Genomic DNA, 13,544 nt, shown 5'->3' with positions numbered 1-13,544 from the left:
CAGCAGGGGGGCGCTAGCCTCCGGCACGTTTTTAGGAGATCGGGAGACCAGAATGATTACCCTCTACGGCTTCGGCGCCGGTTTCGGCCTGCCGGAGATCAGCCCCTTTGTGACCAAAACCGAGGTTCAGCTTAAGATGGCCGGTCTCGCCTATCGCAAGGAGAAGGCCAAGCCCCCGGCCTCGCCCAAGGGCCAATTGCCCTACATCGTCGATGACGCCGAGACGGTCGCCGATTCCACCTTCATTCGCGCGCACCTGGAAGCCAAATACGGTTTCGATTTCGACGCGCCGCTTAGCCTGCAGGCGCGTGCGCAGGCCTGGGCGTTCGAGCGGATGATCGAGCACCATGTCTATTGGGCGCTGGTCGGCGCGCGCTGGGTCGATGGCGACAATTTTGCCAAGGGCCCTTCGCATTTCTTCGACGGCGCGCCTGTGCACTTGCGCGAAAAGATGCGCGAGGACGCGCAGTTCCGCGTCGCCGAGAATTACCTGCTCAGCGGCCTTGGCCGCCACGCCCCCGAAGAGGATGTCGATCTTGCCGTTCGCTCGCTGTTTGCGTTGTCGGTCCAGCTTGGCGACAAGCCGTTTCTGATGGGCGAAACGCCGTGCGGCATGGACGCCACCGCCTTCGGCGCGCTCGCCGGAATCCTGACGCCGTTCTTCGACTCGGCGCTGCGGCAGCGGACCGAGCAGTTCGCCAACCTCACCGCCTATGTCGACCGGATGATGCTGCTGTATTATCCGGAATTCGCCTGGGCGCCGGTGCAGCAGGAGCAAGCCGCGTGAGAACTAGTCGGCCGAGGCGGGCTGGCCCTTCAAGCTGGCCAGCTCCGCTTCGAGTTCGGCGATGCGGGCATCGCGCACTGCGAGAGCTTGGGCAACATCCGCAGCATCGAACTTCTGCGGGATATGCTGCGGGCAGTTGGTGTCCCAGGCGGAGATCTTGAACAGGATGACCTGCTCGGGCCTCGCCTTGTATCCTTGCGGCATCAGCGATTTCGTCAGAGCGGGATCGTCTTCCACCACGCGCGCCTCGCCCCAGATCTTCACACGCCGGCGATGCGTATAGTCCATCACGAAAATATGCGCTCTCGGATTCTCCGACAGGTTGCCTTGAGTGATGTACTGCCGGTTGCCGCTGTAATCGGCAAACGCGATGGTGTTCTTGTCGACGATCTTGACAAAGCCCTTCGGTCCGCCGCGGTGCTGGATATAGGGCTGACCATCCGCCGATGCAGTCGCAAGGTAAAAGCTCGTGGTCTCCGCGAGGAAGCCGGCGAGGTTTTCGTCGATCTCGACGCGCCAGCCGCCGCGCTGCTCGACATTGGCATAGGCCTCGCGCGAGCCTTTGCGGCTCTGGATCGCTTTCACCGCCGGGGTGAAGGCGACATCGCTGGAATAGGTGTGAACGTCGGACATCAAAGCTTCCCGTGGAGCGCCAAAACGGTCGTCCTTCAGCTACAAGATGGACGTTTCCATAAATTAAACAATCTTGCGAATTGACACTTCACTATTGCTGGATATGCAATAGTCGGATGGACCGGATTGACGGCATGCAGGCCTTCGTCGCGGTGGCCGACCTGCGCGGCTTTGCCCCCGCGGCGCGCAAGCTCGGCCTGTCGCCTTCGGGCGTTACGCGGCTGGTTGCGGCGCTGGAGGATCGGCTCGGCGCGCGGCTGCTGCAACGAACCACGCGGCAGGTGACGCTGACGGACGCGGGCTCACGTTACCTGGAGCGCGCGCGGCGGATCTTGGCTGATGTCGAGGAGGCGGAGGCTGCCATCGAGGGCGAGCGCACGCGGCCGGAGGGACAGCTCGTCATCTCGGCGCCGGTCGGGTTCGGCCGGCTGCACGTCAGCGGAATCGTAACCGCTTACCTCAAGCGCTATTCCGACGTCGGAGTCGACCTCCGCCTGTCGGACCGCATGATCAACCTCGTCGAAGACGGTGTCGATCTCGCGGTTAGAATCGGCCATCTGCCCGACTCGACCCTGGTGGCGCGCCATGTCGGCGAGATGCGGCGGATCGTGGTGGCCTCGCCCGGATATCTCAAAGCACGCGGCGAGCCGAAGCGGCCACGGGAGATTCCCGCCCATGATACGATCCAGTTCGGCGCCATGACGGCGGCGCTCGACTGGCGCTTCGTCGAGGATAACAGCGAGATCCGCGTCGCGACCACGCCGCGCTTCGCCACCAACAGCTCGGATGCCGCCATTCAATATGCCGAAGCGGACGGCGGGCTGACGCGGGTGATGGCCTACCAGGCCGCCGAATCGCTCAAGGCACGGCGGCTCAAGATCGTATTGGCGCAGTTCGAACAGCCGGCGATGCCGATCCACATCGTCTATCCGACGTCGCGGCTGCTGTCGGCCAAGGTGCGGACGTTCATCGACCTCGTGACCGAAATGGCCGACTGGCATTTCGGGTAGGATCGTCATTCCGGGGCGATGCGCAGCATCGAACTATGGTGCGCAATTGCGCACCTGAGAACCTCGAGATTCCGGGTCTGGTGCTAGCGCACCATCCCGGAATGACCTCATTCCTTTTTCGGCACCACGCGAAACGTTGCGTTGGCCCGCGCGATCACGACGTCATCGGCCTTGATCAGGCTCTGCGCAAAGCAGATCGTTCTGCCGGTTTTGACGACGTCGCTCTCGACCGCGAGCCATTGCCCGACTTCGGCGGTACCGATGAAATCGACTGCGAGACCGATCGTCACCAGCGAAGACACCCCGCCCATGCAATGGGCGCAGCTATGGCCCATGGCGGCGTCAGCCAGCGCTGCAATCAGGCCGCCATGGATCAGGCCGCGGCCGTTGGTGTGCGGTCTTGCGAGACGCAACCCGATGATGACGGCCTTGTCGGTCTGCTTGGAGTAAAGCGGCTCCCAGGGGTCGGTGAGCGGGCTCTTGCGGGTACGGCGTTCAAAGCCTTCGGGGATGTCCGTGGCTGTCATTTGCAACTCGCGTCCGTGATGATGTTGCCGTCATTGAACGCAACGCGCGTTACGAAGTCACCGCCTACAAAGTTTTAAACGTGATTTCGACGGGGCGTTTGAAATGAGATGATGAAGCGCAAAGCGAGCAGGATTTTGTAGGGTGGGCAAAGCGAAGCGTGCCCACCATTTGCAAGTACGATCGGTGACAGATGGTGGGCACGTCGCTAACGCTCCTTTTGCCCACCCTACGGCTTCAACATCCTAAAACGGCAACCCCACATAGTTCTCCGACAGCGAAGCTGACGCCGCCTTCGAACTCACCAGATATTCCAGCTCGGCGAGCTGAATGCGCGCGCCGAATTCGCCCTGGTCGGGAAATTTGTGCAGCATCGAGGTCATCCACCAGGAGAAGCGTACCGCCTTCCAGACCCGTGCCAGCGCGCGTCCCGAATAGCCGTCGATGCCGGCGGAGGATTTCTCGTCGTAGTACTCGCGAAATGCCTGCGAGAGGTAATGCACGTCGCTGGCGGCAAGGTTCAGCCCCTTGGCGCCGGTCGGCGGCACGATGTGGGAGGCGTCGCCGGCCAAAAACATCCGGCCGAAGCGCATCGGCTCGGCGACAAAGCTGCGGAGCGGCGCGATGCTCTTTTCGATCGAGGGCCCGGTGACAAGCTCGTCGACCGCCTTCTGGTCCAGCCGGCTCTTCAGTTCCTCCCAGAAGCGTTCATCCGGCCATTGGTCGATATGATCGTCGAGCGGACATTGCACGTAGTAGCGGCTGCGGTGGGTCGAGCGCATGGTGCACAGCGCAAACCCCCGCGCATGGTTGTTGTAGATCAGCTCATGACTGACCGGCGGGGTTTCCGACAGGATGCCGAGCCAGCCGAACGGATAGATCCGCTCGTAGGTCTGGATCGCCGACGGTTTTACGCTGGCGCGGCTGACGCCATGAAAACCGTCGCAGCCGGCGATGAAGTCGCATTCGATCTCGTGGGTGGCGCCATCCTTGACATAGCTGACGCGCGGGCGGTCGGTATCAAAATCGAGCGGTTTGACGTCGGCGGCCTGATAGACCGTGGTGAGGCCGGCCGCCTTGCGGGCGTTCATCAGGTCGAGCGTGACCTCGGTCTGGCCGTAGATCATGACGGTCTTGCCGGTGGCGCCATACATATCGATGCGGTGGCGCGCGCCGCCGAACGCGAGTTCGACGCCGTGGTGGACCAGTCCCTCGCGATGGGCGCGTTCGCCGGCGCCGACCTCGTCGAGCAGCGCCACCGTGCCTTCCTCGAGCAGGCCGGCGCGGATACGGCCGAGCACATATTCGCCCGTCTGGCGCTCGAGAATGATATTTTCGATCCCGTAAAGGTGTAATAGTTGCCCAAGCAACAATCCTGCCGGACCTGCACCTATGATTGCTACTTTTGTCCTCAATCCTGGCTCCCCGATTGCTGTAGTCTGCAGGTCGGTAGCCCGCGGACTTGCAGTGATGATTATATCATATAACAGTCTTGGCAAAGCGCGTTGCTGCAAAAACCGCGCCGCACTGCAAAACGATGCAGCCGGATGTCCGCCTTGAAAAAGCGGGCGAGCTAGATAACATGTTAAATAACGGGGCCGCGCAGATGGCCTGTCATGCCAGGGGAGAGATGTCCATGAGAAAAGCGTTGTTGGCGCTGCTGCTTGCAGCCGGTGTGACGCCTGCGTTGGCGCAGGAAAAAACCTTCGAGCTGAAACTGTCGCACTGGGTGCCGGCCTCGCACCCGCTGCAGAAGGCGCTGGAAGACTGGGGTGCCGCGGTCGAGAAGGAGACCGGCGGCACCGTCAAATACAAAGTGTTCCCCGCCCAGCAGCTCGGCAAGGCGTTCGACCACTATGACATGGCGCGCGACGGCATCGCCGACATCACCTACGTCAATCCCGGCTACCAGCCCGGCCGTTTCCCGATCATCGGCGCCGGCGAACTGCCGTTCCTGATGTCGGACGCCAAGGGCGGCTCGATGGCGCTCGACGCCTGGTATCGCAAATACGCCGAGAAGGAGATGAAGGACGTCAAGTTCTGCCTCGCCTTTATCCATTCCCCCTCGACGTTCCACTCCCGCACGAAGAAAATCGTCACGCCCGACGACATCAAGGGCATGAAGATCCGCCCCGCCCACGCCACCATGGCCAATTTCGTAACTCAGCTCGGCGGTACCAACGTGCAATCATCGGCGCCTGAGGTGCGCGACATCATCGAACGTGGTGTGGCCGACGCCGTCACGTTCCCGTGGGGATCAGTGGTGCTGTTCGGCATCGACAAGGTGACGAAGTATCACATCGAAGCACCGATCTATGTCACGACCTTTGCCTTCGTGATGAACAAGGACAAATACAATCAGATGTCCGACAAGCAGAAGAAGGCGATCGACAACAACTGCACCACGGAAGCCGCCGGCCGCGTTGGCGAACCCTGGGGCAAGTACGAGGATGGCGGCATCGAAAAGATCAAGGCGATGTCGGGTCACGAAGTCTACAAGCTCACACCCGAGCAGACCGCGCAGTGGAAAAAGGCGGCCGAGCCGCTGGTCAAGACCTGGGGCGAGGGCGTCAAGAAGAACGGCGGCGACCCGGACGCGGCGCTCGCCGAGCTCAAGGCATCGCTCACCAAATACAACGCGCTCGCGCAGTAGAAACGTAAGCACCTTGGCCGGCGGCAGGAATTCTCCTGCCGCCGTTCCTCCTGCCATTGCCAGCCGCTCGGAGCGGACATGAATCGCGCGTGGATGGATCGTTTCATCGACACGATCGAATGGATCGCCGCCGGCTTTGTCGGTATCGTGGCGCTGAACATCTTCATCGGTGTCCTGCTGCGCAACACGCTTAACTATGCGATCCCGGATTCCTTCGATATCGGGCGCATGCTGCTCGGCATCCTGATCTTCTGGGGCATCGCCGCCACCAGCTATCGCGGCGGCCATATCACCGTCGATCTGGTCTGGGCCAATGTCGGCCCGAAATACCAGCGCATGATCGACGTGTTCGCGACGCTGGTGCTGCTGTTCGTCGTGACGGCGCAGACCTACACCTTGTTCGACAAGGTGCGCGGCACCTACAACGACAACGTGCTCACCTTCGACATGCACATGCCGACCTGGCCGTTCTTCGCCATCGCCTGGGCCGGCGACGGCGCCGCGGTGCTCTTGATCGCGATCCGTACCTACCGGCTGATCTTTCATCCGGAAGATATCCATGATGCCAAAGTGAAGACGGTGGAGTAGGCGACATGAGCACAGACGCCGTCGCCGTCGTTGGGTTTGTCGCGCTGTTTGCGCTGATGCTTTTGCGCGTACCCGTCGGCATGGCGATGGGCCTCGTCGGCGTCTGCGGCTTCGGTTATCTGGTCGGCTTCGCGCCGGCGCTGAAAATGGTCGGCCAGACCTCGATGCGCACGGTGACCGACTACACGTTCGGCGTGATTCCGATGTTCCTGTTGATGGGGGCGTTCGTCAGCAATTCCGGCATGAGCCGCGAGTTGTTCCGCGCCGCCAACGGATTTGTCGGCCATTTGCGTGGTGGGCTTGGAATCGCAACCGTCGGCGCCTGTGGCGGCTTTGCCGCGATCTGCGGCTCGTCGGTCGCCACTGCCGCTACCTTTTCGGCGGTGGCCTATCCGGAAATGCGCCGCTTCGGCTATCCGCAATCCTTCGCCACCGGCGTGATCGCGGCTGGCGGCACGCTGGGCGCCATGCTGCCGCCGTCGACCGTGCTCGCGGTCTACGGCATCATTACCGAGCAGGACATCGGTAAACTGTTCATCGCCGGCATCATTCCCGGCCTGCTCGCTATTGCGATGTACATGCTTACGATCGCAGTAATCGGCTGGTTGCGGCCGGACTTCCTGCCGACGGGTCCGCAGACCAAATGGCGCGAGCGCTTTGCCGGCCTGAAGAACATCTGGGCACCGGTGCTGCTGTTTGTTTTCGTCATCGGCGGGCTCTACGGTCTGCCGTTCCTGCCGCGCTTCACGCCCACCGAGGCGGGCGGCGTTGGCGCCACCGGCGCGTTCCTGATCGGCGTGCTCACCGGGCGGCTCGACAAGGAGAAAATCCTGAACTCGCTGCTGCAGGCCACCCGCACCGCGGCCGCGGTGTTCACGGTGCTGATCGGCGCGCTGATCTTCGGCTATTTCCTGACGGTGACGCAGACCCCGCAGAAGGTGACGGAACTTCTCACCGGCCTTGGGCTCGGCCCTTACGGCATCCTCGCCCTCATCATGGTGATGTATCTGGTGCTGGGCTGTCTGATGGACGCCATGGCCATGATCATCCTGACGGTGCCGATCATCTTTCCGGTGATCGTCCATCTCGGCTTCGATCCGATCTGGTTCGGCGTCATCATCGTGATGACGGTAGAACTTGGCCTCATCTCTCCGCCGATCGGCATGAACGTCTTTGTCATCAAAAGCGTCGTCAAGGACGTGTCGTTTTCCACGATCTTCCGGGGCGTGATGCCGTTCGTGGTGACCGACCTGATCCGGCTGGTGATCCTGATCGCATTTCCGATACTGGCGCTGTGGCTGCCGCAACGTATGGCCGGATAGAGGTAGCTCGGATGGAGCGAAGCGCAATCCGGGACAGCTTCAGCCGGTACGAGAGAGCCCCCGGGTTACGCTGCGCTCCACCCGGGCTACGATGTTTTGCACTCGAAAATTTGGTGGCGCGATGATCCCACAGCTTTCGACCAGATACGTCTTCACCATCACCGCCCGGATCGGTGAGGTGACTTCGGCCGGCGACATCGGCACCGGCGTGCGCCGGATCATTCCGATAACAGGCGGCGAGGTGAGGGGCGAGAAGGTCAACGGCAAGGTCTGCGCCTTCGGCGCCGATTTCCAGATCATCCGGCCGAACGAGTTGATCGAGCTGGAGGCGAAGTACGCCTTCGAGACCGACGACGGCGCGGTGGTCTATATCGAGAACAAGGGCCTGCGCTTCGGCCCGGTCGAACTGCTGCAGAAGCTCAAGCGCGGCGAGCCGGTCGATCCCAAGCTGATCTATTGCCGCACCGTGCCGCGGTTCGAGACCGGCAGCGAAAAGTACCGCTGGCTGATGGAAAACCTGTTCATCGGCTCCGCCGCCCGCCACGCCGACCGCGTGGTGATCGACGTGCATCAGGTGTTGTGATGCCCTCTTACCCTCCCCTGGAGGGGGAGGGTCGGCTCACATTGAGCGTAGCGAAATGTGGGACGGGGTGGGGTGATCTCTCACCACGGGCACTGTTCGAGAGGAAAGACCGTCACCCCACCCCGCCGCTCATTACATGAGCGTCGACCCTCCCCCTCCAGGGGAGGGTACGGCCACCACTTATTGTCGTCGCCCGATTGACTCCCGCCATGATCGTTATAAAATATAACTATTCTGCACAGGAAGTAATACAGACCCATGGGAAACGCCTCCACCGCCTCAGCGGGTCCATCAGACCTGCTCAAGATCGAGCAGGTCGGCGCGGTGCTGACCGTGGGCCTCAATCGCCCGGCCAAGCGCAATGCGCTGAACGACGGCATCATCCTGGCGATCCAGGATTGCTTCTCCCATCTTCCTGAAGGCATCGGCGCCGTAGTTATCCATGGCGTCGGCGACCATTTCTCCTCCGGCCTCGATCTGTCCGAACTGACCGAACACGACGCCACCGAGGGCCTGCGGCACTCCCAGATGTGGCACCGGGTATTCGACCGCATCCAGTATAGCCGCGTCCCCGTGATCGCGGCGCTGAAGGGCGCGGTAATCGGCGGGGGCCTGGAACTGGCCTGCGCGGCGCATATCCGCGTCGCCGAACCCTCGGCCTATTTCGCGCTGCCCGAGGGCCAGCGCGGCATTTTCGTCGGCGGCGGCGGCTCGGTGCGGCTGCCGCGGCTGATCGGCGTGGCGCGGATGATCGACATGATGCTCACCGGCCGGGTCTATTCGGCCACCGAAGGCTCGGCCTATGGTTTCTCGCAATACCTCACCGAAGCCGGCGGCGCGCTGCCGAAGGCGCTGGAACTCGCCGAGCGGGTAGCCGCGAATGCGCCGCTGACCAATTTTGCCGTGCTGCAGGCGTTGCCGATGATCGCGGAGGCCAATCCGCAGACCGGCCTGTTGATGGAATCCTTGATGGCGACCGTGGCGCAGAGCGACAAAGAGGCAAAACGCCGCATTCGCGCGTTTCTCGATCACAAGACCGCAAAGGTGAAGCCGACCTGACATGAGCGCCAAGCCCGACATGTCCGTCTCGACCGATGCCGCCGCGCGCGGGGTTCATCCGCTGCGTCCGATCTCGTTCGGCACGCCTGCGGTGCATGTCGAGCGCCGCGACGACGGCACCATCTACCTGCGCCCAAAAGCGCAGTTGCGCGACTATCCGGCGCGCATCACTGACCGCCTGCACCATTGGGCCGCGGCCGTGCCCGATCGCGTTTTCATGGCGGAGCGGAACGCCGCGCGGGGCTGGCGGCAGATCACCTATGCCGAACTCCTGACATCCTCACGTCACATCGCGTCCGCGCTGCTGGCGCGCGGCCTTTCGGCGGAGAAGCCGGTCGTTATCCTGTCCGGCAATTCGGTCGATCATGCATTGATCGCGTTCGGCGCGCTCTATGCCGGCATTCCCTTCTGCTCGGTGTCGCCGGCCTATTCGCTGGTGTCGCGGGATTACGGCAAGCTCAGCTATCTGATGAAGCTGCTGACACCCGGCCTCGTCTTCGCCGACGACGCCACGAAATTCGCCGACGCGCTCGCGGCAAATGTGTCCTTTGGTACTGAGATCGCGGCTTCGCGCGGCGTCATGCCCGGCCGCGACGTTACGAGCCTGGCGGACCTGATGGCGACGCCATTGCACCCGCGCCTTGACGCGGTGCACGGGGCCATCGGCCCGGACACGATCGCGAAATTCCTGCTGACGTCGGGCTCGACCGGCAATCCGAAGGCGGTCATCAATACCCAACGCATGATCTGCGCCAACCAGGTGATGCTGCGCGAGACGCTGGCGTTCCTGAAGGATGAGCCCCCGGTCATCGTCGACTGGCTGCCGTGGAATCATACGTTCGGCGGCAATCACAATATCGGGCTGACGCTGTACAATGGTGGCTCGATGTATCTCGACGAGGGCAAGCCGATGCCCGGCGGCATCGAGGAGACCGTGCGTAATCTCCAGGAGATTTCGCCGACCGTCTATTTCAACGTGCCCAAGGGCTATGAATCGCTATTGCCCTATCTGCGCGACGATACGGGCTTGCGCAAAAAATTCTTTGCTCGCCTCCATGCGATGTTCTTCTCAGGCGCCGCGCTATCGGCCTTTGTCTGGAACAGCCTCGACGAACTTTCGGTTCAGGAAACCGGCTATCGCGTGCCGATGCTGACCGGCCTCGGCGCCACCGAGACCGCGCCGTTCTTCATGTCGGTCAATCCGCACACCAGCCGCTCCGGCCATGTCGGGCTGCCGGTGCTGGGCAATGATGCGAAACTGGTGCTCAACAACGGCAAGCTGGAGGTTCGCGCAAAGGGGCCGAACGTCATGCCGGGTTATTGGCGTCAGCCTGATATGACGGCGAAGTCGTTCGATGAGGAAGGCTTCTACAAAATGGGCGATGCGCTCAAGCCGGCCGTTGCAGATGATTTTGACGCCGGCTTCGATTTCGACGGCCGCATCGGCGAGGATTTCAAGCTCGCCAGCGGCACCTGGGTCAGCGTTGGCCCCTTGCGTGCGCGCTTCGTTGCGGCCTGCGCGCCGCTGGTGCGCGATGTCGTGATTGCCGGCATCAACCGCGACGAAATATCGGCGTTGGTGGTGCTCGACCTCGACGGTTGCCGGCTGATCAACCCAACGCTTCCGCCTGACGACCTCGCCACTGCTGCGTCCGATCCGCTGATCGTTGCTGCGTTCCGCGAACGCTTCCAGAAGCTTGTCGCAAGCGCGACCGGCTCGTCGACCCGGATCACGCGCGCGGTGCTGCTCGATACGCCGCTGTCGATCGATCGCGGCGAGGTCACCGACAAGGGCTCGATCAACCAGCGTGCGGTACTGGAAAATCGCAGCGCGCTGATCGAGGAGATTTATTCGCCTGCGCCGCCGGCGCAGGTGATTACGCTGTAGCCGTATCAGTACAAGAGCTTGTCAGGGAGAGCACCATGCAGTTGAAGGACCAGGCCGCCATCGTCACCGGCGGTGCATCGGGATTGGGCGCGGCGACCGCGCGCCGGCTCGCGGCGCAGGGCGCCAAGGTTGCGATCTGCGATCTCAACGCCCAGCTTGCCGAAACCGTTGCCGCCGAGATCGGCGGCGTCGCCGTGACCTGCGACGTTTCCGACGCAGCCTCGGCGGAGGCCGCGATCGCCAAGGCCGCGGCGGCCCATGGGCCGGCGCGCGTGCTGGTCAACTGCGCCGGCATCGGCGTCGCCAAGCGCGTGATCGGCAAGGACGGGCCGATGGCCCTCGGCGATTTCGACAAGGTGATCAAGGTCAACCTGATCGGCTCCTTCAACATGCTGCGGCTGGCGACGGCCCCGATGTCGAAGCTGGAGCCGCTTGCGACCGGCGAACGTGGCGTGGTGATTTCAACCGCCTCGGTCGCGGCCTATGACGGCCAGATCGGGCAGTCCGCCTATTCGGCCTCCAAGGGCGGCATCGTCGCCATGACGCTGCCGATCGCGCGCGAATTGGCGCAGTTTGGCATTCGCGTGCTGACGATCGCGCCGGGCCTCTTCCTCACGCCGCTGCTCGCCAACCTGCCGCAGGAAGCGCAGGACTCGCTTGCCGCTTCGATCCCGTTCCCGCGCCGCCTCGGTCAGGCCGATGAGTTCGCCTCGCTGGCGCTGCACATGATCGACAATCCTTACCTGAACGGCGAAGTGGTGCGGCTCGATGCCGCGCTTCGCATGGCGCCGCGCTAGGGATAATCCATGTTCGTCAACCGGCGCGACGTACAGATCCAGTGGGGCGACTGCGACCCCGCCAACATCGTTTACTACCCGCGCTATTTCGCGATGTTCGACGATTCCACGTCGATCATGTTCGAAGCGGCCGGTTATTCGAAGCAGGACCTCATCCACAAATATGGCCTGGTCGGCATCCCCATGGTGGACACGCGGGCGAAATTCCACATCCCCTCGACCCATGGCGAATGGATCAGAATCGAAAGCCGGATCGAGAGTTTCAAGCGATCCTCTTTCGAGGTGATCCACAACGTGTTCAAGGGCGAGGCACTGGCGATCGAGGCGTTCGAGACCCGTGTGCTGGTCGGCAAGCACCCGGACGACCCTGCGAAGCTCAAATCAGCCCCGATGCCGCCGGAGATCATCGAGCGATTCATGCGGGGCTGACTGAGTTACCTCAGGGCTGACTCAGTCTCCTGCATGACCTAAAGAAGGGGCTGAACAAGGCACCCAATTTTGCTTAAAACGATAAATAGATAATCCAGGGAGGAATAAATGAAGAAGACTTTTCTGTCCGCTGCAGCAATTGTAGCGGCTCTCGCCTTGCCGGGCTCGCCGGCAGTTGCGCAGACCAACGAAATCACGATCGGCATCACCGTCACCACGACTGGGCCCGCAGCTGCCTTGGGTATTCCCGAGCGCAACTCGCTCGATTTCGTACCGAAGGAAATCGGCGGCGTGCCGATCAAAATCATCGTGCTTGACGACGGCGGTGACCCGACGACGGCCACCACCAATGCACGCCGGTTCGTGACGGAATCCAAGGCCGACATCATCATGGGCTCCTCGACGACGCCGCCGACGGTTGCCGTCTCCACCGTCGCGAACGAGGCGGGGATTCCGCATTTCGGCCTTGCGCCGCTCCCGATCAACGAAGCGCGCATGAAGTGGTCGGTTGCCATGCCGCAGCCGATCCCGATCATGGGCAAGGTGCTGTACGAGCACATGAAGGCGCACGGCATCAAGACCGTGGGCTATATCGGCTACTCCGATTCTTACGGTGATCTCTGGGTCAACGACTTCAAAACCCAGGCCGTTCCGATGGGCCTGACCATGGTGACCGAAGAGCGCTACGCTCGTCCCGATACGTCGGTCGCGGGCCAGGTGCTGAAGCTGGTCGCCGCCAATCCCGACGCTATTCTGGTCGGCGCCTCCGGCACCGCCGCAGCGCTGCCGCAGAGCGCGCTGCGCGAGCGCGGCTACAAGGGCCTGATCTACCAGACCCACGGCGCCGCCAGCATGGACTTCATCCGCATCGCAGGTGCGGCGGCTGAGGGCGTGATCATGGCGTCCGGTCCGGTGATGTCGCCGGAAACCCAGCCCGACAGCGCGCTGACCAAGAAGCCGGGTCTCGCGCTCAATACCGCCTATGAAGCCAAGTACGGCGTCAACAGCCGCAGCCAGTTTGCCGGCCATTCCTACGACGCCTTCGAAGTGCTCAAGCGCGTGGTGCCTGTGGCGCTGAAGAAGGCGAAGCCGGGAACGCCGGAATTCCGCGAGGCAATTCGCCTGGCGCTGATGTCCGAGAAGGAAATCGCGGCCAGCCAGGGCGTCTACAACTTCACCGAAAAGGATCGCTACGGCCTCGACGACCGCTCGCGCATCATCCTGACCGTGAAGGACGGAAAGTACGTCCCGGCGAAGTGAGGATCCTCAT

Annotated in this window: 14 protein-coding genes; 11 read left to right on the top strand and 3 right to left on the bottom strand. The window is 62.6% G+C overall.

Features of this window, described 5'->3' with window-relative positions; genetic code table 11:
* Positions 1–52: 52 nt before the first annotated feature.
* Positions 53–787, top strand: a complete 735-nt coding sequence (locus GWE18_RS25650) for a glutathione S-transferase family protein (protein WP_275188476.1) — start codon at positions 53–55, stop codon at positions 785–787.
* 3 nt (positions 788–790) lie between these two features.
* Here the strand turns inward: GWE18_RS25650 and GWE18_RS25645 are convergent, their stop codons facing one another.
* A complete protein-coding gene (locus GWE18_RS25645) occupies positions 791–1,420 on the bottom strand; it encodes a pyridoxamine 5'-phosphate oxidase family protein (RefSeq protein WP_275188475.1) in 630 nt (209 codons plus the stop codon).
* Between the two features lie 116 nt (positions 1,421–1,536).
* Between GWE18_RS25645 and GWE18_RS25640 the strand changes: the two genes are divergently transcribed.
* Positions 1,537–2,430 (top strand): LysR family transcriptional regulator, encoded by an 894-nt coding sequence (locus GWE18_RS25640; protein WP_275188474.1) that lies wholly within the window; start codon positions 1,537–1,539, stop codon positions 2,428–2,430.
* A gap of 107 nt (positions 2,431–2,537) precedes the next feature.
* Here GWE18_RS25640 and GWE18_RS25635 read toward each other — a convergent pair whose 3' ends face one another.
* Together GWE18_RS25635 and pobA are read right to left on the bottom strand one after the other, a co-directional pair.
* On the bottom strand, positions 2,538–2,957 hold the full coding sequence (locus GWE18_RS25635; protein WP_275188473.1) for a PaaI family thioesterase: 420 nt from the start codon (positions 2,955–2,957) through the stop codon (positions 2,538–2,540).
* A 243-nt stretch (positions 2,958–3,200) separates the two neighbouring features.
* On the bottom strand, positions 3,201–4,370 hold the full coding sequence (pobA, locus tag GWE18_RS25630; protein WP_275188472.1) for a 4-hydroxybenzoate 3-monooxygenase: 1,170 nt from the start codon (positions 4,368–4,370) through the stop codon (positions 3,201–3,203).
* Positions 4,371–4,591: 221 nt separating this feature from the next.
* Between pobA and GWE18_RS25625 the strand changes: the two genes are divergently transcribed.
* From GWE18_RS25625 to GWE18_RS25585, 9 genes are all read left to right on the top strand, one after another.
* Entirely contained in the window at positions 4,592–5,608 is a 1,017-nt protein-coding gene (locus GWE18_RS25625; RefSeq protein WP_275188471.1) for a TRAP transporter substrate-binding protein, read from the top strand.
* Between the two features lie 78 nt (positions 5,609–5,686).
* Positions 5,687–6,196, top strand: coding sequence for a TRAP transporter small permease (locus tag GWE18_RS25620; protein WP_057848693.1), 510 nt, complete (start codon positions 5,687–5,689; stop codon positions 6,194–6,196).
* Between the two features lie 5 nt (positions 6,197–6,201).
* Positions 6,202–7,518 (top strand): TRAP transporter permease, encoded by a 1,317-nt coding sequence (locus GWE18_RS25615; RefSeq protein ID WP_275188470.1) that lies wholly within the window; start codon positions 6,202–6,204, stop codon positions 7,516–7,518.
* Between the two features lie 121 nt (positions 7,519–7,639).
* A complete protein-coding gene (locus tag GWE18_RS25610) occupies positions 7,640–8,101 on the top strand; it encodes a DUF3237 domain-containing protein (protein WP_275188469.1) in 462 nt (153 codons plus the stop codon).
* A 258-nt stretch (positions 8,102–8,359) separates the two neighbouring features.
* Positions 8,360–9,160 carry a crotonase/enoyl-CoA hydratase family protein gene (locus tag GWE18_RS25605; RefSeq protein WP_057848690.1) on the top strand — a complete coding sequence of 267 codons (801 nt, stop codon included), beginning with the start codon at positions 8,360–8,362 and terminating at the stop codon, positions 9,158–9,160.
* 1 nt (position 9,161) lies between these two features.
* The gene (locus GWE18_RS25600) at positions 9,162–11,048 is read left to right on the top strand and encodes a feruloyl-CoA synthase (RefSeq protein WP_275188468.1); all 1,887 of its coding nucleotides are present in this window, start codon (positions 9,162–9,164) and stop codon (positions 11,046–11,048) included.
* Positions 11,049–11,083: 35 nt separating this feature from the next.
* On the top strand, positions 11,084–11,845 hold the full coding sequence (locus GWE18_RS25595; protein ID WP_057848688.1) for an SDR family NAD(P)-dependent oxidoreductase: 762 nt from the start codon (positions 11,084–11,086) through the stop codon (positions 11,843–11,845).
* Between the two features lie 9 nt (positions 11,846–11,854).
* Positions 11,855–12,274, top strand: coding sequence for a thioesterase family protein (locus tag GWE18_RS25590; RefSeq protein WP_275188467.1), 420 nt, complete (start codon positions 11,855–11,857; stop codon positions 12,272–12,274).
* 108 nt (positions 12,275–12,382) lie between these two features.
* On the top strand, positions 12,383–13,534 hold the full coding sequence (locus GWE18_RS25585) for an ABC transporter substrate-binding protein (protein WP_275188466.1): 1,152 nt from the start codon (positions 12,383–12,385) through the stop codon (positions 13,532–13,534).
* Positions 13,535–13,544 lie beyond the last annotated feature (10 nt).

Origin of the sequence: Bradyrhizobium sp. CSA112 (assembly GCF_029051645.1) — a bacterium.
Lineage (GTDB): Bacteria > Pseudomonadota > Alphaproteobacteria > Rhizobiales > Xanthobacteraceae > Bradyrhizobium.
Note: the sequence above shows the minus strand (reverse complement) of the source record. Positions and strands in the feature narration are given on the sequence as shown.